Origin of the sequence: [Clostridium] citroniae WAL-17108 (genome assembly GCF_000233455.1) — a bacterium.
GTDB classification, from domain to species: Bacteria; Bacillota; Clostridia; order Lachnospirales; family Lachnospiraceae; genus Enterocloster; species Enterocloster citroniae.
This window is the reverse complement of record NZ_JH376427.1, coordinates 128,035-148,301: the sequence shown is the minus strand read 5'-3', so window position 1 is coordinate 148,301 and position 20,267 is coordinate 128,035. Positions and strand designations below refer to the sequence as shown.

The window sequence follows — 20,267 nt, the reverse complement described above, 5'->3', positions numbered from 1 at the left end:
GCAACCGCTTGCGTTAAATATAATCTGTTTGCGTGAAGAAAGCAATACTTATTTTAAAAATGAAGTGTTTTCTACCATTTGCACAAAGAAAACAGCCTGTATTTGTGCAAATTCCCCTCTTGTATTGAGGGGGGAATCATGGGGAACAGTGCAAATGATGAAACTAAATCGCGCAAACAGCGCAAAAAAGTTTGACAAACGTTGCATTAAACCTTACAATATAGAATAAGGATCTATTTTACAACGAATGTCCTGAACCGTTACAAATTATCAATAAGGAGGCGTCCTATGCCTGTTACAATTAAAGATGTTGCCGCCCTTGCGGGGGTGTCCCCCTCAACCGTAAGCCGCACCTGCAAAGATCATCCGTCCATCAGCCGCCAGACCAAGGAGAAGGTGCGCCAGGCCATGGCAAAGCTGGGATATGAGCCGAATTTCCAGGCCAGCAGCCTGGCCACCCAGAATTCCCGGACCATCGGCATCATTTTGCCCCCCTCGGAGTGGGAGGCGTACCAGAACGCATTTTATCTGGAGGTCATCCGCGGAATCAGCCAGTACTGCAATCAGAGACAGTACATTAATACGGTGATCACCGGGCAGAACGAGGAGGAGATTCTTCAGGTGATCAAGAACATGGTCAGGACAGGTCTGGCGGAAGGGTTTATCGTCCTGTATTCCAGGGAACAGGATCCGGTGCTGGATTATCTGTACGAGGAGGGGATCCTCTATGTCCTGGTGGGAAAGGCGTACAGGAATGTGAACCAGACCATTTATGTGGATAACGACAATGTGCTTGCGGGCAAGGAGACTGCTGAGTATCTCCTGGAACTGGGGCATGAGAGGATCGCCTATCTGTCCGGTGACCATTCCCTGCTGTTTAACAACGACAGAAGGATGGGGTATATGCTGGCATTGACAGAACGGGGGATCGGTTTCTTGCCGGAACTGTGTGTGGAGGTACCCTCCGTACCTGAGAAGCAGAATGAGGTGCTCCATGCACTGCTGACCCGCACGGACAGACCCACGGCAGTTCTGGTCAGCGATGATATCCTGGCGGTGGCCCTGGAAAAGGGGTGTATGGAACTGGGGCTTTCCATACCCGGAGATGTGTCCATTATCTCCTTTAACAATTCCCTTCTTGCCAGACTGACCGTTCCCTCCCTCACATCGGTGGATGTAAATTCCTGCCAGCTGGGAACCCAGGCAGCTGCCCAGATGATCGAACACGTGGAAAATCCCGAACTGGTTGCCACTAAGATTATTGTACCACATCATCTGGTAGAACGGGACAGCTGTGCTGTTTACAAAAGGCCGTAGGCTGGCTTAGATCCGGTTTTGGGACTGTTTCGGATAAAATTCTGCTTACGAAAATTCTTAAAATCTGCTATAATAAAGCAAAGAGAACGCTTGTTAAGTTCTGACTGCAGATCGTAATTTTCAGGCACGCTCCAGTAATTTCCCGGGTAAACAAAAGGATTTGTTTCGCTCAAATTCGCTGAGTGAGACAGGTCCTTTTTTTGTATCATAGGAAATTCAGACGGAATTCCTATGATACAAAAAACGCTCCGGTAGATTAATATGAAAATAAAAAAGGAAGGTATTTAAGTATGAAACGAATCAAAGCGGCATGTATCAAACAAACCCTGCATTTTTTGCTGAAGGAGGATATCAACCACGACCTGGCAGTAAAGCTGGTGCGGGAGGAAGTGGACAAATATAAGATGCAGCTGGACCGGAACAGGACCCAGTACAAGATCCTTGCAGAGTCAGTGGAGCCGGATGGGTCTGTAATGGTTGAGATTTTAAAGCAGTATAACACTTCGCCGGTGGGAACGTATCTGGATTGAAAACCGGTCGGCGGGGCATCGGGGACCGGATCCTTTTGCCCCGCTTTTTCTGTACATCTAAAGCCGAGCCGCCGCACGTCTGTCTGAAGATCAGGGGTTCTAAAACATTTGTCTTAAAAGACCCCTCTCCCGGCATTTTGTCAGTGCCAATTCCCGGAAGTCCCACAGTTTCTGGCATTTTTCTGAAATACATCCTATCGTATATCTTCCGCTTGAAAAACACAACATTTAGTGTTAAAATCATATACTGTTGCACAAGCAACAGAATTTTCCAGTATTTTATGATAGGATACCCATATACTTCCGCTGAAGGGAAAGCGGGGGGTATGTAAGCATGTGGATAAAGGAGTGTAGTAAAGATGAAGATTATTAAGAGGAATGGCGCGGAAGAAGATTTTGACATAAACAAGATCGTGGTAGCTGTGTCAAAAGCTAATACGGCGGCCGGAAAGAACAAGCTGAGCCTGGAGCAGATCAAGGATATTGCCGATTATGTGGAATATAAATGCGACAAACTGAACAGGGCAGTGTCTGTGGAGGAGATCCAGGACATGGTGGAGAACCAGATCATGTCCACCGGCGCGTTTGAACTGGCTAAGGATTATGTGAGATACCGCTATCAGCGCTCCCTTATCCGTAAGGCCAATACCACGGACAACCGTATCCTGTCTTTGATCGAATGTAATAATGAGGATGTGAAACAGGAAAACTCCAATAAGAACCCCACGGTCAACAGCGTGCAGAGGGATTATATGGCCGGTGAGGTGAGTAAGGACCTGACCAAGCGTATGCTTCTTCCCCAGGATATCGTGGAGGCGGACCAGGAGGGGATCATCCATTTCCATGATTCGGATTACTTTGCCCAGCACATGCACAACTGTGACCTGGTAAACCTGGAGGATATGCTGCAGAACGGAACCGTGATCAGCGAGACCAGGATTGAAAAGCCCCACAGCTTTTCCACTGCCTGCAATATTGCCACCCAGATCATTGCCCAGGTGGCCAGCAACCAGTACGGCGGGCAGAGCATCAGCCTGGCTCATCTGGCTCCCTTTGTGGACGTGTCCAGAAAGAAGATTTATGCAGAGGTACTGGAAGAGGTTAAGACATTCGGCTGCGCGCCTTCTGACGAAGCCATCCATGAGGTGGTGGAGAACAGGCTGCGCAAAGAGGTGATCAAGGGCGTGCAGACCATACAGTACCAGGTCATCACACTGATGACCACCAATGGGCAGGCCCCATTCCTGACCGTGTTCATGTACCTGAACGAGGCAGGGAATGAGCGGGAGAAGAAAGACCTGGCCATGATCATTGAGGAAACCCTAAAGCAGCGTTACCAGGGCGTAAAGAATGAGTCCGGCGTATGGATCACCCCCGCATTCCCCAAGCTGATCTATGTGCTGGAGGAGGATAATATAGAGGAAGGGACCGAGTATTATTACCTCACTGAGATGGCTGCCAAATGTACGGCAAAACGTCTGGTCCCCGATTATATTTCCGAGAAAAAGATGAAAGAGCTGAAGGAAGGCAACTGCTTCCCGGTGATGGGATGCCGCAGTGCGCTGAGCCCGTGGAAGGATGAGAATGGGAACTACCAGTTTTACGGCCGTTTTAACCAGGGAGTGGTGACCATCAATCTGGTGGATGTGGCCCTGTCCTCAGGCGGGGATATGGACGCTTTCTGGAAGCTGTTTGATGAAAGGCTGGATCTGTGTTACCGGGGCCTTATGTGCCGGCACAACCGCCTGAAAGGAACCCTGTCAGACGCGGCGCCCATCCTCTGGCAGAACGGCGCGCTGGCAAGGCTGAAAAAGGGAGAAACCATTGACCGTCTGCTGTACGGCGGATACTCCACCATTTCCCTTGGATATGCGGGACTTTATGAGTGCGTGAAGTATATGACAGGGCTGTCACACACAGACCCCGGAGCAACTCCCTTTGCCCTGGAAGTGATGGAGTATATGAATAAGGCGTGTAACCGCTGGAAGGAGGAGACCAATATTGGTTTCAGCATCTACGGTTCCCCCATTGAAAGCACTACCTACAAGTTTGCGAAATGCCTTCAGAAGCGTTTTGGGATCATTGAGGGGATCACGGACAGAAGCTATATTACCAACAGCTATCATGTGAATGTGTCGGAGGAGATCGATGCGTTTTCCAAGCTGAAATTCGAGTCCCAGTTCCAGGCGCTTTCCACAGGCGGCGCCATCAGCTATGTGGAGGTCCCCAACATGCAGCACAACATTCCCGCCGTGCTCCAGCTGATCCGTTATATCTATGACAACATTATGTACGCGGAGCTGAATACAAAGAGCGATTATTGCCAGGAATGCGGGTTTGACGGCGAGATAAAGATCGTCACAGACGAGAGCGGAAAACTTGTGTGGGAATGCCCCAAGTGCGGAAACCGGGATGAGAATAAGCTGAACGTGGCCAGAAGGACCTGCGGTTATATCGGAACCCAGTTTTGGAACCAGGGAAGGACCCAGGAGATAAAGGAAAGGGTGCTGCATTTATAATATGAACTACGGTGCGATCAAAAAATATGACATTGCCAACGGAGAGGGTGTCAGGGTATCCCTGTTTGTGTCAGGCTGTTCCCATCACTGCACAAACTGCTTTAACCAGGAGGCCTGGGATTTCGCCTTCGGCCGTCCTTTTACCGGGGAAACGCAGCAGGAGATCCTGGCGGCCCTTTCCCCGGAATATATAAACGGCCTTACCCTTTTGGGCGGAGAACCCTTTGAGCCGGAAAACCAGCGTGTGCTGGCGGGGCTTTTAAGACAGGTAAAAGAGAAATATCCTCAAAAGGATATCTGGTGTTATACGGGATATCTGCTGGACCGGGAGCTTTTACAGGAAAGCAGGGCCAGGTGTGAGGTCACGGATGAGATGTTGGGCATGATCGATGTGCTGGTGGACGGAAGGTTTGTGGAGGAGTTAAAGGATATCAGCCTGGCCTTTAAGGGATCCTCTAACCAGAGGATTATAGATGTAAGGCGGTCACTGTGCAGCGGACATGTTGTGATTAAAATGTAACAGCCTTTAAAATGATGTCTGAACTGTTAGAAAATGATAAGAATATAAGAATATCTGCCTCCCGGCGCGTTGCGTTTGCTTTGGGTTAATGTTATAATTATTTAGTTGTGACTTAGCTCAGCTGCAAGTTAAGCTGTAATGTTTGCCGTAGGAGGCTTTTATTATGATAAAAAGGTCAAAGGAAGAGATACAGGAGTTTGCCGGTGAGATCCTGAACCGATATTTTTGTGATTGTGATGTGGACTTCCTGATATCCACCTTTGCAGATGATATTGTCTGGCTTGGGGCAGGGGAACTGCAGAAGGCGGAGGGAAAAGAGGCGGTGGCCGCCTGTTTCCTGGCCGGCCGGGAGGACCTGTCACCCTGCGATATGTATGATGAAGTGTATGAGGTCCGATGCCTGGGCGGCGGCTGTTACCTGTGCGAGGGAACCAGCCGGCTCCAGTCCAAGGAAGGCACTGGCGTGTATGTCAAGGTGCAGCAGAGGGTCACCTTTGTGTTTCAGGAGCAGGACGGGGAACTGAAGGTCGTCCATATCCATAACTCGGTGCCCTTCCAGGACATCCAGGAGGGAGAGCTGTTTCCGGCGGAAGCCGGAAGGGAGGAATATCTGAGACTGGAGGGAGTGCTAAAGCGCAGGGAACAGGAATATAAGCAGCAGGCGGATTTCCTGAGCCAGCTCTATAATTCCGTGCCCTGCGGCATTATCCAGTTTTCCACGGATCCCTGCCACAGGGTGGTCAACATAAACAGGATGGTGTGGGAATTCTATGGATACGGGTCCGAGGAGGAGTACCGCGCCGAGGTGAAAAGTCCGGTGCAGCTGGTAAGGGATGAGGACCGGGCGTGGATCGTGGGGCTGATCGACAGCCTTTCCCTGGACGGGGAGAATGCTTCCTACATCCGCCAGGGATCCCGCAGGAACGGACAGCCGGTATGGCTCAGCGTGGTCATGGGCCGGATCGTCAATGCGGACGGGCTGGAGGTGATTCAGGCCGTGTTCACGGATATCACTGATGTAAAGCGCATGGAACAGGAGCAGGAGCGCCAGCAGCTCATCGAGAACCGCTCTCTGAGGGTGCGATCTGTACAGCCTATCCCCTGATCGTGAGCGTAAACCTGACAAAGGATACATATAACTGCTTTATTGAAGAACAGAATGCATACCCGGTGGAGCGCCAGGGCCGGTATTCGGACATGGTCAGCCATTCGGTCCCACTGATCTATCCCAGCTATCGGGAGGATTTTGCAGCTGCGTTTGACCGGGACAGTGTGCTGGCCCGGTTTGCCTCAGGGGAACGTGAGCTGTATATGGAGCTTCAGCAGATCGGTATGGATGGGGTATACCACTGGATATCCGTACAGCTGATCTATGTGGAAAATCCTTTTAATGGAGATGTGCTGGCCATTGACCTGGTGAAAGTCCTGGATTCTCAGCGCTCAGAGCAGGCCCGCCAGGAGCAGCTTTTGCGGGATGCCCTGGCATCTGCCAAGGCCGCCAACCGGGCTAAGTCTGATTTCCTTTCCAGGATGAGCCATGATATCCGCACGCCCATGAATGCCATTATCGGCATGAGCACCATCGGACAGCTGAAGCTGGAGGATCAAAAAAGCGTTCATGATTGTTTTAGGAAGATCGATGCATCTTCCAGATATTTACTTTCATTGATCAACGATATACTGGACATGTCCAAAATCGAGACCGGGAAAATGGATCTGACCAGCGAGTATTTTGATTTCACGGAGCTGATCGGGGAGATCGATCAGATCATCTATCCCCAGGCCAGGGAAAAGCGGATCCGGTATGAGATATACCATCAGGAACCGTTGGAGCAGTACTATATCGGGGATGCCCTCAGGGTGAAGCAGGTGCTCATGAACCTGCTGTCCAATGCCCTTAAGTTTACCATGGAGGGCGGCAGCATACAGATCTGCATTCAGGAACAAAAGCGCACCAATGGTTTTTCCTATATCCAGTTCTGTGTCAAGGACACGGGGATAGGAATGTCAAAGGAGTTCCGCACCCGTATCTTCCAGCCCTTTGAACAGGAATCCCCGGAGGTTGCCCGCAATAATGTGGGAAGCGGCCTGGGCCTCTCCATTGTGTACAATCTGGTGCAGCTCATGGGAGGCACCATAGAGGTGGAGAGTGAAAAGAACAAGGGGACGGCATTTACGGCAACCATCCCTCTCAAATTGGTGGAGGATGACCGGCAGAAGGAGCAGCAGAGAAAGCAGAAGGAGCTGATGAAAGGTCTGGATGTGCTGGTGGTGGATGACGATCCCGTGGTGGGATGCCAGTGTACGGAGATCCTCAGGGATGCGGGAGCTGTTTGCGTGTGGGTGGACTCGGGATCCAGGGCGGTGGAGGAAGTGAAACATTACCTGAAGAACGGGAAGTATTACCATATCGCCATGATCGACTGGCAGATGCCGGACATGGACGGGGTGGAGACTGCACGGCGGATCCGCGGCCTGGTGGGGCCGGATACCACCATTATCATGATATCGGCGTATGACTGGACTGTGATTGAGCAGGAGGCCAGAGGCGCGGGCGTGGATTATTTTATTTCCAAACCTCTGTTTAGGAGTTCCATCTATGATGCGTTTGCAGGTGCCGTTGACCGGACCCTTCCGGCGGCGGAAAAGGTGGAGAAGACGGATCTGCGCCATTGCAGGGTCCTGCTGGCAGAGGACAATGAACTGAACAGGGAGATTGCCAAAACGCTGCTGGAGATGCACGGCATGGAGGTGGAAACAGCCCATGACGGGCAGGAGGCCCTGGACCTGTTTGAAAAGAACGAGGCAGGGTATTATGATGCCGTGCTCATGGATATTCGGATGCCGGTGATGGATGGACTGGAAGCTACCAGGTCCATTCGTGCACTGGCGCGCCCGGATGGAGGGAAAGTGCCCATACTGGCCATGACGGCCAATGCATTTGAGGAGGATAAGGTGACGGCTTACAAGGCAGGGATGACAGGGTATCTGGTAAAACCCCTGGATATCGACCTGGTATTGGATGAACTAAAGAAGTTTGTGTGACGCGGCAAAAGGCAGGAAGCATACCGGAAGGCAGGAAGCATACCATGAAGAGACGGCAGGGCAGTTTGGGAAGGGAATCCGTTGATACGGCTCCCACGGCCGCTGACTTTCCAAGGCGGATGTGGGATAAGAAGGATATCGGTCCCGATTACAGGAAATACCTGAATATGTGGCTTAGGGCCGGCGTGGACTTAGGATGTGTGATCCTGGTCCCGGCCGCGCGTTATCAGCCGGACATACGGGAATATATGCTCTCATATTTTGGAGATGAAATAATGGTCCTGGAGCGCGGAGAGGATGGGGCTGTCACTAAGACCGTGATAAAAAGAAAGGACATATTCTGCTTTTGCAGTACGGAAGACCTGCTGAGGGGATGTATTTCCATTTACTGGGGAACCCGCTATGAGATCCATCGGACGGCTCTTCCCTACAACCGGGTGCGCCGGGAGCTGTTCCTTCCGGTGGTCAACTGGCTGGCGGACTGCCCGGCGGATTTTTACAGCCCCAAAGCACCGGGCGCAGATGCGGTGCCGCGGCGGCTTAAGGAGGAACAGCCCTCCCTCTATCATTATGGGAAGGATGTTTACCGGTTCGGAAACCGTGGACGCAGATGGGAATGGTGGGGACTGGGCGCCCCCGGGGCTTTCGGGAAAAAGAGGCAGATGAGATCAGCCTGCCTTTCCTGTGAACTGGAAAAAGGACAGGTGTTTATCCTTCAGACAGGCAGCCAGGTGGATATCTGGTACCTGAAGCGGGGGGATGCCCAGGCCTCCGTGGAAGAGCAGGGACGGGAGAAAAAGATCGTGGTCACCGTGAAGTCGGAGCCGGTTATGACCCGGTCCTTTCGGGTACGCTGATCCAATGCTGTTGATAAACGGATACCTTCCGTGGACAAGGGGGGCGTGTGCGCCCTTGTCCACTGAGGGTATGGAATGCAGATAATATTACATGTTAAACGGGTATGGATAAGCGGGGATCCATACCCGTTTGTATATATATCTTAGTTTGTACATATATCTTAGTTTGTATATATCCTGGATTCCCGGTCTGCCCGGAGTTCCGCCTCACAGCGTGTTCCTGTACTGCCGCGGTGTCATTCCGGTCAGCTGTTTAAATTTCTTGGAGAAATAAAAACCGTCCTGAAAGCCGGTCCTGGCAGCGATTTCCGCAATGGATAAAGGGCTTTCCAACAGCATTTCCTTGGCGGCTTCCACCCGTATACGGCTGACATAGGCCATGGGGGATAGGGATAAGTGCCGGTTAAACAGCTTTATGACATAGCTGGGGCTCAGGGATACGGTGCTGCACAGCGTCTTTAGGGTGATGTCCTCCATGTAGTGCTGCCTGATGTATGCGGTGATCCGGCGGAGCCTGCGGGTGTTCATGTCCTCCCGGTCCGGGGACTGGTTCTGGAGGGCCACACCGCACAGGAACTGCTGGAGTATGTTCTTTTCCTCCCAGTAATTGATGGGATCTGAATCTGTCCGCATCTTATGGATTCGGGACATCAGCTCCCGCAGTTTGGCATAGTTGTCCATGGAGCATGCGGCCGGAAGGTCAAAGGGCTCCTGGCTGCGCTTAAAGGACCACTCCTCATTTTCAGGATAAGGTACGGACTGATAGTGATAGCGGGCGCTTTCATCGTACAGCCAGACCTCGTTTTTATGTGCGGCAACGGCGCAGGATATGTTGATGGAGTAATAGTCCACCAGGTTCTTGCCCGGGTTCAGATTATATGGGATTCCTTTGATGGAGGGAATGTAGACCAGATCCCCCTCGCATACCTGGCAGATTTCCTCCCCCACAGTGAAAACGCCCTGTCCCCTGGTGATCAGATAGAACTCATGGCGGTCCTCCTTGCCTGTCTTGCCGCGATACCATCCGGAGAAATTCCTGCGCCGGCTGCTGTTGCCAAGATAGGGGATCAGAAACAGGTTTTTTGAATCAATGAATGTCTGCAGATCTAACATTTGCTTCCCCCCTGATGATTGTGGTGTACTCTCGGAGCCCCCTGGTGCTCAGGTTTGTGTGCGGCCGGCGGAAAATCAGCCGGAAATCTGAATACCGGGGGACGCGGAGAGTATGGATCCAATGATAATGCCATTATATCTCCTTTGTCATGAGATAGAAACGGAAAATGATAAATTTTAGTACGATTTTTTACATGTATTGCAATAAAATCCATGTTCATGAGGGGATATCTGTGTTATTTTTTCCATATAAGCCATATGAGCCAAAGGAAGGCCGCAGGAGGGGCAAAGAGAGATGACAAATGTATTATGTACCAGATGGATACCCGGAGAGTGTGAAGCGGAGTATGGGGATGTATTTCAGTTCATCTGTCCGGAAAAGGAGGGGGGAAGCTTTGCCCGGGAGGAATTGCTGGAACTGATGCCCCGGGCTGACATATTGTTTTCCATTGCAGGTACTCCTGTTACAAGGGATATGATTGACCGGGGAAGCAGTCCTGAGCATGGAAGGGGCGTTGGGCAGGGGAGCAGTCCTGAACAGGGGAGCGGCATTGGGCAGGGCCGCGGCCTGAAGATCATAGCCAGCCTGGGGGTGGGATATGACCATGTGGATGTGGAATATGCCGCTGAGAAGAGGATTCCCGTGGTAAACAGTCCCACCCAGGTGACTGAGCCCACTGCGGAGCATACCATTGCCCTGGTTATGGGGATTTTCCACAACCTGTACCGGTATACGGCCCAGGTCAGGGCGGGGATTTGGAATACATCGGCCTTTGGGACGACCCAGACCTCCGTATCGGGCCATGTGCTGGGGATCGTGGGAATGGGCCGGATCGGGCAGTGTGTGGGGAAAAAGGCCGCCACCCTGGGAATGAAGGTGCTTTACCATGATCCCCTTCGCCTGGCGGAGGAAATGGAGAGGGAGAATGGGTTTGAGTACGGTTCCCTGGCGGAGGTGCTGGAGAAAAGTGACTGCGTTACCCTGCATGTGCCCTACACGGGAGAGAATCGCCATATGTTTGGCAGGGAGGCGTTTGCCCGAATGAAGCAGGGCGCCTATTTTGTCAATGCATCCAGAGGCGGCCTGGTGGATACCGCGGCTTTGGCAGATGCCCTGAGGTCAGGACGGTTAAAGGGAGCGGCCCTGGATGTGTTTGAAAAGGAACCGTATACCACAGGGGAGCTTGCGGGTCTGGATCAGGTGATCCTGACACCCCATGTGGCCAGTGAGACGTGGGATGCCAGGATGAATATGGCAAGGGAGTGCCTGGACGGAGCCAGGGAGCTGCTCCTGGGAAACAGGCCCGCCAATGTGGTGAATCCCCAGGTATTGGAATACGTTGATAAGGGCAGGGAGACTGGGGAGGAATAATATGGAAAAAATAAATGAGATGAACATAAAGACAGCCTCCTGCCCCTCTCAGCTGAAGATCACTGACATGAGGTTTACCGATATTGTGGGAGCGCCCATGGACTGCACCATTCTCAGGATCGATACGAATCAGGGGATCAGCGGATACGGGGAGATCCGGGATTTCTCCAACCGGTTCTACGCCCTGGAACTGAAGCGCCTGATCCTGGGAGAGAATCCGTGCGGCATCAACCGTATATTCCGAAAGATCCGGCAGTTTGGGGGACATGCCAGGCAGGGCGGAGGCGTCAGTGGGATAGAGGCTGCTCTGTGGGACCTGGCAGGTAAGGCATATGGGATTCCCGTTTACCAGATGCTGGGAGGAAAATGCCGTGACAGCATAAGGATCTACTGTGATACGGACGTTGGCGGAAAGCACACAGGATCGGATATGGGGCGTGCCCTGCGATCCAGGATGGACAGCGGATATACCATGCTGAAAATGGACTTGGGCGTGGACCTCCTGGTCAATGTGGAAGGCGCCCTCAACGCCCCTCTGGGATATGTGGAACGGATGCGCCGGTTTGACCAGGAGGAATTGTCCTTTGGAATAACGGATAAAAGATTTGCTGATTTTATGAGCGTCCCTCATCCGTTTACCGGCCTTTCCATCACGGAGACGGGCCTGGACTATCTGGAGGATTATGTAAAACAGGCCAGGGACATGGTGGGGTACGAGATACCGCTGGCCATTGACCACATTGGACATGTGAATTATCAGACCTGTCTTAAGCTGGCCAGGCGGCTGGAAAAGTTTAATATTTTCTGGATGGAGGACTGTGTGCCCTGGTTTTACACAGAACAGTGGAAAGCGCTCAGCGACCACACCTGCATACCCATGTGTACGGGTGAGGATATATTCGGCCGCGAGGCCTTCCGCCCTCTGATCGACAACCGCGCCGTATCTGTAATACATCCGGACGTGCTCACAGCGGGAGGGATCGGGGAGACTCTGCACATTATCACAATGGCGGAGGAAAAGGGAATTGCGGCCGCGGTACATATGGCGGAGACGCCGGTGGGATGCATGGCTGCCGCCCATGTATGCGCGGCGGCGGGGGATAACCTCCTGGCCATGGAATATCACGCCCATGATGTGGACTGGTGGGACAGCATGGTGAAGGGAAGTACACAGCCTATTGTGGACAGGGGATGGCTGAAACTTAAGGACAGGCCGGGGCTTGGGATCGAGGAACTGGATGATGAGGTACTTGTAAGCCACATCAATCCCCAACGGCCGGGATTGTGGAAGAGCACGGACGAATGGGACCATGAATGGTCTCATGACAGGATTTGGAGCTGACCATAAAAGGTGTACTCTCGGAGACTCCGAGAGTACATAAAATTAATGAGGAGGATCATACCAATGTGGAAAAATGAAGACGAAATGTTTGCTTTAATGAAAGAGAAACTGTACACGCCTGTGGTGGGGGATATCCTGGATGTTATGGGTTATTCCCACCAGTTCCTGCCGGCTGCCATCCAGCCCCTGAGGGATGGCATGAAGGTGGCGGGCAAGGCATGTACCATTCTGGAGTGCAATGTATACCAGGCTCAGAAAAAGCCCTTTGGACTGTTGACAGAGGCATTGGACCAGCTGGAGAAGAATGAGGTTTACATTGCCACAGGCGCGCACAACAGCGCCATGTGGGGAGAGATACTGACAGCCACTGCCCGGATGCGCGGAGCCGTGGGCGCGGTTCTTGACGGATATACCAGGGATACGCCCCAGGTTCTGGAGCAGGACTTCCCGGTATTTGCAACCGGGCGCTGGGCCCAGGATTCCAGCATACGCACCAATGTTATTGATTTCAGGTGCACCATTGAAATCGGAGGCGTGATCATACATGACGGCGACCTGGTATTCGGTGACATGGACGGCGTTCTTATCATCCCCAAGGAAGCGGCCATCCGGTGTATTGAGGATGCTTTAAAAAAGGCGGCCGGTGAAAAGCAGGTGAGGAAGGCCATTGAAAACGGTATGTCCGCCACAGAGGCCTTCCATAAATTCGGCATCTTATAAAGTCCTGTTGTGGGCAATAAACTCCCGGAACTGCTCCAGGCTGTGATTGATCACCAGGCGTTCCGGGAAATCCGCTTCCTCCAAAAGAGGCTGGACGTGATCTAGGTTGGCGATGTCCGAGGTAAAATGGGCATCGCTGCTTGCTATGACAGGAACCTGCTGCTTGCGGCACAGGTCCAGCATCACGAGGGTATTTTCCCGGGCGTGTTTGCGGGTGGGGGTGCGCAGGGAGTTGTTGTTGATCTCCAGCAGGGTGTGATGCCTCTTGGCTGCTGCCACCACCTCCTCATAGATCAGGGGACAGCTTCCGTCATCCGGGTGGCTGATGATATCCACATAGGGATTGGCGATGGCTCCCAGGATGGCGTCTGTGTTTTCCCTGGGGGAGCCTGGTTTATAACACATCTTGTGTATTCCGGCGATCCTCAGGTCCAGGTGCTTCATGTAGCGCTCCCCCAGATCCAGGGTGCCCTTATGATCAATGATATTGATCTCAGCTCCCAGCATCAGCTGGATGCCGAACATCTGACGCGGGACCACCTTCAGGTTCAGAAAGTAGATGTCCTTACAGGATCCGGCAATACCTTTGGTGTGCTCAGTGATGCCTAACAGCTTCAGTCCTTGCCGGGAGGCGGCGGATGCCATCTCGGTTATGGTGGCGTAAGCGTGTCCGCTGGCAATGGTGTGGGTGTGGACGTCAAGCTCAATTGGTGTCATGTTCCATTCCTCATTTCTTAAACGCAGATTTACCCTTAAGCGGACAAGGGGCGTGTGTCCGCTTGTCCGCTGGGGGTAGTGTAGATCAATGGTATATAGTCTACCACAAATCCTTGATAAAATCACAGATTTGTGGTAGACTTTCATAAAACGCAGCTGTCTGCCACCGGGTAGGCGGCCTGAAGCAGGGTTATGGTGTCCATGGCCCGCTTCTGTGCCTGAACACATTCCGTTAGGTCTTGGCGTGTGTTTGAACATTCCTTTCCTCCATCCGTGCCCCTGTTTTGGATCGCGTCTGCCGGAAAGGAATGTTCAAATACACTCTGGAAGGAATGGGTCCGGGCATTTTTTTGTCCTATCTTATATTGAACGGAGGAGAGAACATGAGTGAAAATAACCATATAGGAAGGGAATTTATAAAATACACCGGCCTGAATGTCCTTGGCATGATAGGTCTTTCCTGTTACATACTGGCGGATACGTTTTTTGTGTCAAAGGCCATGGGCACCAATGGGCTGGCTGCCCTGAACCTGGCGATCTCCGTGTACAGCCTGATCAGCGCCACGGGTCTGATGCTGGGGATCGGGGGAGCGACACGCTTTTCTATTTTCCATATCCAGGGAAATCAGGAGGAGGGGAGGAGGGGATTTACACGGACGGTTCTGCTGGGACTTATGGCAGGAGCCGTATTTTTTGCGGCAGGTGTTTTGGCAGCGCCTCTGATCGCAGGGATACTGGGAGCCAACGGGGATATATTGGGGGACACGGCCGTCTATCTCAGGGTCATACTCTGTTTTGCACCCTGTTTTATCATGAACAACATTCTGCTGGCGTTTGTGCGCAATGACGGAAACCCAAGGATATCCATGGCCGCCATGCTGACGGGAAGCATGGCCAATATTATTCTGGATTATGTATTCATGTTCCCCTTTTCCATGGGGATGTTTGGGGCCGCGTTTGCCACAGGGCTGGCGCCGGTCATAAGCATGGGGGTGCTTGCGCTGCATCTGTCCAGCAAAAAGAGCAGCCTGCATCTGCGCTCATCCAAGTGGAGATGGAAGGAGGCGCTTTCCATACTGTCACCGGGCGTTTCCTCCTTTGTCACGGAAATGTCATCAGGGGTCGTGCTCATTGTATTCAATCTGGTGATCCTGAGGCTGGCAGGCAATACAGGGGTGGCTGCCTATGGGATCGTTGCGAACCTGGCCCTGGTGGTGACCGCCGTGTTCACAGGGATCGCCCAGGGAATCCAGCCCCTTGTAAGCCGCGGATACGGGGCAGGGGACGGTAAAATGCTGAACATGATCCTTCGATCCGCCATGGTCTTGTCCCTGTCCCTGGCCGTGGGCATCTATATCAGCGCCAATCTGTGCTCAGGGACCGTGATCGCGGTTTTCAACAGCGAGGGCAGCCGGGATCTGGCAATGATTGCGGAAAGAGGGATCCGGCTGTATTTTGCGGGATTCCTCTTTGCGGGGCTGAACATTGTGAGCGCCGCCTTTTTAAGTGCGGTGATGGAGACGGGAAAGGCGTTTGGCGTCTCTGTGATCAGGGGATGTGCGGCGATCATTCCCCTGGCAGTCCTCCTTCCCATGGTATTTGGAATGGATGGTGTGTGGATGGCCTTTGTGCTGGCTGAGATGGCTGCCTGCGGGGTATCCGCCCGGGGGATTCTGGGCTTTGGCCGTTCATTTTCCCGTGTCACACCTTCATCTCACGAAACAGATTGACCATCTCAATGGCGCCCAGGGCGCATTCGTATCCTTTGTTGCCCGCTTTGGTTCCGGCCCGTTCAATGGCCTGTTCGATGGTATCCGTGGTCAGCACCCCGAACATCACAGGCAGGCCGTTTGAAAGGGAGGCCTGGGCAATGCCCTTGGACACCTCGCTGCAGACATAGTCATAATGGCTGGTGCTTCCGCGGATGACGGCGCCCAGGCAGATGACGGCATCGTATTTTCTGCTGGCAGCCATCTTGGCAGCCGCCAGCGGGATCTCAAAAGCGCCCGGAACCCAGGCCACATCGATCTCCTCCTCCCGCACATTGAGTCGTTTCAGGCCGTCCAGCGCTCCTCCCAAAAGTTTAGAGGTGATAAATTCATTAAAGCGGGCCGCTACGATCCCCACCCTTATCTGCTCTGATACAAGTTTTCCTTCATATATTGTCATGATCATTTCTCCTTTTTGGTTTTGTGTACCCTCGGAGTCTCCGAGAGTACACTTTTATGTTCAAAAGTGTATGTTTCCTTACCTGTAGTTCAGGATATGTCCCATGCGTTTCTGCTTTGTTTTCAGGTAAAAGATGTCATGGTCCGTTGCCTCGATCTGGATGGGGACCCGTTCCGTGATCTCCATGCCGAAACCGGACAGCTGGTAGACCTTATCCGGATTATTGGTGAGCAGCCGCAGGGTCTTTACCCCGAGATCCCTTAAAATCTGCGCTCCGATATAATACTCCCTCATGTCACCGTCAAATCCAAGGGCCAGATTGGCATCCAGGGTATCCATGCCTTGGTCCTGGAGCTGGTAGGCCCTCAGTTTATTGATCAGGCCGATGCCCCGCCCCTCCTGGCGCATGTACAGCAGGATGCCCCGCCCCTCTTTTTCGATCCGCTCCATGGCAGCGGCAAACTGCTGGCCGCAGTCGCACCGCATGGAGCCAAATGCATCGCCGGTCAGGCATTCGGAATGGACCCTGCAGAGCAGGCCGCGCCCGTCCCCGATCTCCCCCTTTACCAGAGCCACATGGTGTTCTCCGTTTAACCGGTTCACATAGCCATATGCTTTAAAATCTCCGTACCGGGTGGGCATACTGGTCACCGCCATGCATTCCACCAGGCATTCGTGCTGCTTGCGGTAATCCTTGATGGCTTGGATGGTGATAAAGGAAAGCCCCCACTTGCGGGCCAGGTCCATAAGCTCCGGAGTCCGCATCATGGTCCCGTCCTCTTTCATGATCTCACAGCACAGGCCGCACTCCTTTAAACCTGCCAGACGCATCAGGTCCACGGTGGCTTCCGTGTGGCCTTCCCGCTCCAGGACCCCGTTTCTTCTTGCCATCAGGGGGAACATATGGCCGGGCCTGCGAAAGTCCCCGGGCCGTGCATGGTCATCCGTGCAGAAGCGGGCGGTGGCCCCCCGTTCGGCCGCGGAAATGCCGGTGGTGGTGCTTACATGGTCCACGGATACTGTAAAGGCGGTTTCGTGGTTGTCGCCATTGTCCGCCACCATTTGGGGAAATTCCAGTTTACGGCAGAGCTCCATACTCATGGGCATGCAGATCAGCCCCTTGCCGTGTACTGCCATAAAGTTGACATTTTCCGTTGTGGCGTACTGGGCGGCGCAGATAAAATCCCCCTCATTTTCCCTGTCCTCATGGTCGGTTACCAGGATGATCCTGCCCTTTTGCAGGTCTTTAAGGGCATCTTCCACTGTGTTGAACTGAAACATATACTTTACCTCCTTTAAGAATTAAAATCCATATTTTGTTAAGAAATCTCTGGTGATCGTTCCGGCGCAATGACTTTGGGAAATGCCGGCCCGGGAGATGTTGGGCTGGGGGCCGCCGGGTCCGGTGAAGCCGGCCCGGGAAACCTTGGCCTGGGAAAAAGATGAGGCGCCAAGAAGTTTCCCAATGTATTTTCCCACACAGTCATTCTCCAGGTTTACCCTGTCGCCGGCCCGTTTTGCACCAAGGGTGGTGTGGCGGATGGTATGGGGGATCACGGATACGCTGAAATCATGGTCCGTGACCCGGGCAACGGTCAGGCTGATGCCGTCCATGGCAATGGAGCCCTTTTCCACGATATAGAGCAGAATGCCCGGCGGCGCCTCCACGGTATACCAAACCGCGTTCCCGTCCTGCCGGATCATGGAAATGGTTCCGGTGCCGTCAATGTGTCCCGACACAATATGGCCTCCAAACCGTCCGTCCGCAGCCATGGCCCTCTCCAGGTTCACCAGACTTCCTGTTTTCAGATCCCCCAGGCATGACCGCGCCATTGTCTCATGCATGACATCGGCCTTGAAGCTGTCCTGTGACAGGGATGTGACCGTAAGGCATACGCCGTTTACCGCAATGCTGTCCCCCTGCCGGCTGCCGGAAGGGATGAGAGCTGCGCCGATTTGAAGAACGCAGGAGGCGGGGGTTTTGATCATGGATCTCAGGGCGCCGGTTTCTTCAATTATGCCTGTAAACATGCGGATACCTCGCTTTCCAGTAAAATATCATCTCCCAGCACCGTGATACGGGGCTGTTTTAAGAAGAAAGCCTGTCCGGGAGCTCCCACGCCTTTTCCGTCCACAGGGGATGGAGCGTCCTTTCCTCCGAACAGCTTGGGCGCCACATAGGCCTGGACTTTATGTACCAGACCCTGATCCAGTGCGGACCAGTTAAGTGCGGCCCCTCCTTCCAGCAGGATGCTGTCAATGTTCATTTCCCCCAACCGCTTCATCAGGGCGGCCAGGTCCACATGCCCATCCGCCTGAGGCAGGGTGAGGATCTCGCAGCCCGCTTCCTCATAGGGACGGATTATATCCTCCTCTGTACGGCAGGTGGCCAGAATGGTCCTGACCGACCTGGCGGTGGATACGATCCTGGAAGTGGCAGGTGTGCGAAGGCGTGTGTCGCAGATGATCCGCACAGGGTTCCTGCCGTCCGGCAGACGGCAGGTGAGAAGGGGATCGTCCTTAAGGATGGTTCCCACACCTGCCATAATGGCGCTGTAGCGGTTCCTGTCCCTGTGGACCCGCATCCTTGCCTCATCTCCGGTGATCCACCTGGACCGTCCCGTACAGGTGGCTGTCTTTCCATCCATGGTCATGGCGTACTTCATCACAACGTAAGGCTGTTTTGTGCGGATGAAATGAAAGAAAACCTGATTCTGGGAAATGCACTCTGCTTCAAGCACGCCCTGAACCACCTGGATCCCGTGGCTGTTAAGGAGGGAGATCCCTTTTCCCGCCACCAGGGGATTGGGATCCGCGGTCCCTATGACAACGCGGCTTATGCCGCTTTCCATAATGGCATCCGTACAGGGGGGAGTCTTTCCGCAGTGGCAGCATGGTTCCAGCGTGACGTAGAGGGTGGCGCCCCGGGCCGTCCGGGTCAGGGAAGCCAGGGCCTCCCGTTCCGCGTGGGGACCGCCGTACTCACGGTGGTATCCCCGGCCTATGATCATCCCGTCCTTGACAATAACCGCTCCCACCAGTGGATTGGGATTCACCCGGCCTTCCCCTTTTTGGGCCAGCTTCAGGGCAAGGCCCATGTATTCTTCATCTGTCATTTTTACATCTGTCATTAAAACACCTCCAAATCTGTGGTTGGGTTGTATGGGGGATCTGTTTTATGGAAAACAAAAAACGCCTTGAACAAAGGTTCAGGGCGTGTAGAACAGGAACTGGGAATGTTTGGAAATCAAATAGCTGGCAGATGGCGGGTTCCGTTCATATATGACATTAAAGAACGGACATGATGCCGCCCGGACGGATCCGCAATCCAAAAAGCCCTGAAATGATAAAATCATTCCAGGGCAGTTAAACATTCTAACAGGTATGGATCCATTGAATAAAACAGATCCAACCATCCTATCTTCTTTCATCCAGACTTTACTGTCGGCTTCGGAGTTTCACCGAATCATGCCTCGCGGCTCGTGGGCTGTACCACCGGTAGGGAATTGCACCCTGCCCTGAAGATATTGATTCAATTGAATGTAATTATAGACAGGTAAACCGGATCTGTCAAGATATTTTTCTTGGGAGATTTCTATAAAGATTTTTTATAAAGATTTTTCACTCCGTATCCCATGATCAATTGTGATACATATTTTGGGTTCAGTGGTATAATAGAACCAGGGAAGGAGTCCGTATCAGTACAGGAGAAAGGTTCCCTGCAAAAAAAGGTAGTGTCAAGTAATCTATGAAAAAACGGAGTCTAAAAAATAGGCTCAACCGAACCTTGAAAATTGCAGATATTAATGGTTTTAAGATCTTGGGGCCTTGCCCCAACCCCCACAAGGGACTCGTCCCTTGACCCGATTTCGGGCTTTGCCCGAACCCATCCTCGCCGGAAGGCAGGAAAAGGGTGCAGTTGCCCCTTTTCTGCTGGACAGGATAATCCGTGGGCTTATGTCAATAGACTTTCGCGGCATATCCTCACAGGCGGCCGTGCCGCCTGCTTCGGTATTCCACGGTTCTATTGACAACAGCCCCGCTCC

16 protein-coding genes, 1 pseudogene and 1 riboswitch are annotated in these 20,267 nt (G+C 52.9%); of the genes and pseudogenes, 11 read left to right on the top strand and 6 right to left on the bottom strand.

The window, feature by feature from the left end:
* The first annotated feature begins 288 nt into the window (after positions 1–288).
* The 6 genes and pseudogenes from HMPREF9469_RS22490 to HMPREF9469_RS22465 all read left to right on the top strand — a co-directional run bounded on the left by HMPREF9469_RS22490 (position 289) and on the right by HMPREF9469_RS22465 (position 8,788).
* Positions 289–1,317 carry a LacI family DNA-binding transcriptional regulator gene (locus HMPREF9469_RS22490; protein WP_007867269.1) on the top strand — a complete coding sequence of 343 codons (1,029 nt, stop codon included), beginning with the start codon at positions 289–291 and terminating at the stop codon, positions 1,315–1,317.
* A 290-nt stretch (positions 1,318–1,607) separates the two neighbouring features.
* Positions 1,608–1,847, top strand: a complete 240-nt coding sequence (locus tag HMPREF9469_RS22485; protein ID WP_007867266.1) for a hypothetical protein — start codon at positions 1,608–1,610, stop codon at positions 1,845–1,847.
* 359 nt (positions 1,848–2,206) lie between these two features.
* On the top strand, positions 2,207–4,366 hold the full coding sequence (gene nrdD, locus HMPREF9469_RS22480) for an anaerobic ribonucleoside-triphosphate reductase (RefSeq protein ID WP_007867263.1): 2,160 nt from the start codon (positions 2,207–2,209) through the stop codon (positions 4,364–4,366).
* A 1-nt stretch (position 4,367) separates the two neighbouring features.
* Positions 4,368–4,886 carry an anaerobic ribonucleoside-triphosphate reductase activating protein gene (gene nrdG, locus HMPREF9469_RS22475; protein ID WP_007867260.1) on the top strand — a complete coding sequence of 173 codons (519 nt, stop codon included), beginning with the start codon at positions 4,368–4,370 and terminating at the stop codon, positions 4,884–4,886.
* A 163-nt stretch (positions 4,887–5,049) separates the two neighbouring features.
* A pseudogene (locus tag HMPREF9469_RS22470) lies at positions 5,050–7,931 on the top strand (response regulator).
* A gap of 44 nt (positions 7,932–7,975) precedes the next feature.
* Positions 7,976–8,788: a hypothetical protein gene (locus HMPREF9469_RS22465; RefSeq protein ID WP_007867252.1), complete on the top strand. Its 813-nt coding sequence runs from the start codon at positions 7,976–7,978 to the stop codon at positions 8,786–8,788.
* 207 nt (positions 8,789–8,995) lie between these two features.
* On the opposite strand, the gene HMPREF9469_RS22460 is transcribed toward HMPREF9469_RS22465, so the two are convergent.
* The gene (locus HMPREF9469_RS22460) at positions 8,996–9,901 is read right to left on the bottom strand and encodes an AraC family transcriptional regulator (RefSeq protein ID WP_007867250.1); all 906 of its coding nucleotides are present in this window, start codon (positions 9,899–9,901) and stop codon (positions 8,996–8,998) included.
* Between the two features lie 295 nt (positions 9,902–10,196).
* Here HMPREF9469_RS22460 and HMPREF9469_RS22455 point away from each other — a divergent pair, with 295 nt between their 5' ends.
* The 3 genes from HMPREF9469_RS22455 to HMPREF9469_RS22445 are packed head-to-tail and all read left to right on the top strand — an operon-like array spanning position 10,197 to position 13,335.
* A complete protein-coding gene (locus tag HMPREF9469_RS22455) occupies positions 10,197–11,273 on the top strand; it encodes an NAD(P)-dependent oxidoreductase (protein ID WP_007867248.1) in 1,077 nt (358 codons plus the stop codon).
* 1 nt (position 11,274) lies between these two features.
* Positions 11,275–12,615 carry a mandelate racemase/muconate lactonizing enzyme family protein gene (locus HMPREF9469_RS22450; RefSeq protein WP_007867246.1) on the top strand — a complete coding sequence of 447 codons (1,341 nt, stop codon included), beginning with the start codon at positions 11,275–11,277 and terminating at the stop codon, positions 12,613–12,615.
* A 57-nt stretch (positions 12,616–12,672) separates the two neighbouring features.
* Positions 12,673–13,335, top strand: coding sequence for an RraA family protein (locus tag HMPREF9469_RS22445; RefSeq protein WP_085952484.1), 663 nt, complete (start codon positions 12,673–12,675; stop codon positions 13,333–13,335).
* Here the strand turns inward: HMPREF9469_RS22445 and HMPREF9469_RS22440 are convergent.
* Positions 13,330–14,052, bottom strand: coding sequence for a phosphatase (locus HMPREF9469_RS22440; protein ID WP_007867239.1), 723 nt, complete (start codon positions 14,050–14,052; stop codon positions 13,330–13,332). The two genes, HMPREF9469_RS22445 and HMPREF9469_RS22440, sit on opposite strands and share 6 nt — an antisense overlap.
* Positions 14,053–14,435: 383 nt before the next feature.
* Here HMPREF9469_RS22440 and HMPREF9469_RS22435 point away from each other — a divergent pair, with 383 nt between their 5' ends.
* Positions 14,436–15,782, top strand: a complete 1,347-nt coding sequence (locus HMPREF9469_RS22435; RefSeq protein WP_007867237.1) for an MATE family efflux transporter — start codon at positions 14,436–14,438, stop codon at positions 15,780–15,782.
* On the opposite strand, the gene ribH is transcribed toward HMPREF9469_RS22435, so the two are convergent.
* The 4 genes from ribH to ribD all read right to left on the bottom strand — a co-directional run bounded on the left by ribH (position 15,754) and on the right by ribD (position 19,337).
* Entirely contained in the window at positions 15,754–16,221 is a 468-nt protein-coding gene (ribH, locus tag HMPREF9469_RS22430) for a 6,7-dimethyl-8-ribityllumazine synthase (protein WP_007867216.1), read from the bottom strand. The two genes, HMPREF9469_RS22435 and ribH, sit on opposite strands and share 29 nt — an antisense overlap.
* 78 nt (positions 16,222–16,299) lie before the next feature.
* Positions 16,300–17,502 carry a bifunctional 3,4-dihydroxy-2-butanone-4-phosphate synthase/GTP cyclohydrolase II gene (locus HMPREF9469_RS22425; protein ID WP_007867214.1) on the bottom strand — a complete coding sequence of 401 codons (1,203 nt, stop codon included), beginning with the start codon at positions 17,500–17,502 and terminating at the stop codon, positions 16,300–16,302.
* 21 nt (positions 17,503–17,523) lie between these two features.
* Entirely contained in the window at positions 17,524–18,252 is a 729-nt protein-coding gene (locus HMPREF9469_RS22420; protein ID WP_007867211.1) for a riboflavin synthase, read from the bottom strand.
* On the bottom strand, positions 18,237–19,337 hold the full coding sequence (gene ribD, locus HMPREF9469_RS22415) for a bifunctional diaminohydroxyphosphoribosylaminopyrimidine deaminase/5-amino-6-(5-phosphoribosylamino)uracil reductase RibD (RefSeq protein WP_040417150.1): 1,101 nt from the start codon (positions 19,335–19,337) through the stop codon (positions 18,237–18,239). Before ribD ends, HMPREF9469_RS22420 begins: the two co-directional genes overlap by 16 nt.
* Positions 19,338–19,636: 299 nt before the next feature.
* A riboswitch (FMN riboswitch) is annotated at positions 19,637–19,751 on the bottom strand.
* 328 nt (positions 19,752–20,079) lie between these two features.
* Between ribD and HMPREF9469_RS32665 the strand changes: the two genes are divergently transcribed.
* On the top strand, positions 20,080–20,267 hold a 188-nt coding region (locus HMPREF9469_RS32665), incomplete at its 3' end, for a hypothetical protein (protein WP_207636601.1).

What these genes read in the sequence shown, in the direction of transcription:
- HMPREF9469_RS22490 (WP_007867269.1), top strand. Translation starts at nt 289, where the DNA reads ATGCCTGTTACAATTAAAGATGTTGCCGCCCTTGCGGGGGTGTCCCCC.
- HMPREF9469_RS22485 (WP_007867266.1), top strand. Translation starts at nt 1,608, where the DNA reads ATGAAACGAATCAAAGCGGCATGTATCAAACAAACCCTGCATTTTTTG.
- nrdD (WP_007867263.1), top strand. Translation starts at nt 2,207, where the DNA reads ATGAAGATTATTAAGAGGAATGGCGCGGAAGAAGATTTTGACATAAAC.
- nrdG (WP_007867260.1), top strand. Translation starts at nt 4,368, where the DNA reads ATGAACTACGGTGCGATCAAAAAATATGACATTGCCAACGGAGAGGGT.
- HMPREF9469_RS22465 (WP_007867252.1), top strand. Translation starts at nt 7,976, where the DNA reads ATGAAGAGACGGCAGGGCAGTTTGGGAAGGGAATCCGTTGATACGGCT.
- HMPREF9469_RS22460 (WP_007867250.1), bottom strand. Translation starts at nt 9,901, where the DNA reads ATGTTAGATCTGCAGACATTCATTGATTCAAAAAACCTGTTTCTGATC.
- HMPREF9469_RS22455 (WP_007867248.1), top strand. Translation starts at nt 10,197, where the DNA reads ATGACAAATGTATTATGTACCAGATGGATACCCGGAGAGTGTGAAGCG.
- HMPREF9469_RS22450 (WP_007867246.1), top strand. Translation starts at nt 11,275, where the DNA reads ATGGAAAAAATAAATGAGATGAACATAAAGACAGCCTCCTGCCCCTCT.
- HMPREF9469_RS22440 (WP_007867239.1), bottom strand. Translation starts at nt 14,052, where the DNA reads ATGACACCAATTGAGCTTGACGTCCACACCCACACCATTGCCAGCGGA.
- HMPREF9469_RS22435 (WP_007867237.1), top strand. Translation starts at nt 14,436, where the DNA reads ATGAGTGAAAATAACCATATAGGAAGGGAATTTATAAAATACACCGGC.
- ribH (WP_007867216.1), bottom strand. Translation starts at nt 16,221, where the DNA reads ATGACAATATATGAAGGAAAACTTGTATCAGAGCAGATAAGGGTGGGG.
- HMPREF9469_RS22425 (WP_007867214.1), bottom strand. Translation starts at nt 17,502, where the DNA reads ATGTTTCAGTTCAACACAGTGGAAGATGCCCTTAAAGACCTGCAAAAG.
- HMPREF9469_RS22420 (WP_007867211.1), bottom strand. Translation starts at nt 18,252, where the DNA reads ATGTTTACAGGCATAATTGAAGAAACCGGCGCCCTGAGATCCATGATC.
- ribD (WP_040417150.1), bottom strand. Translation starts at nt 19,337, where the DNA reads ATGACAGATGAAGAATACATGGGCCTTGCCCTGAAGCTGGCCCAAAAA.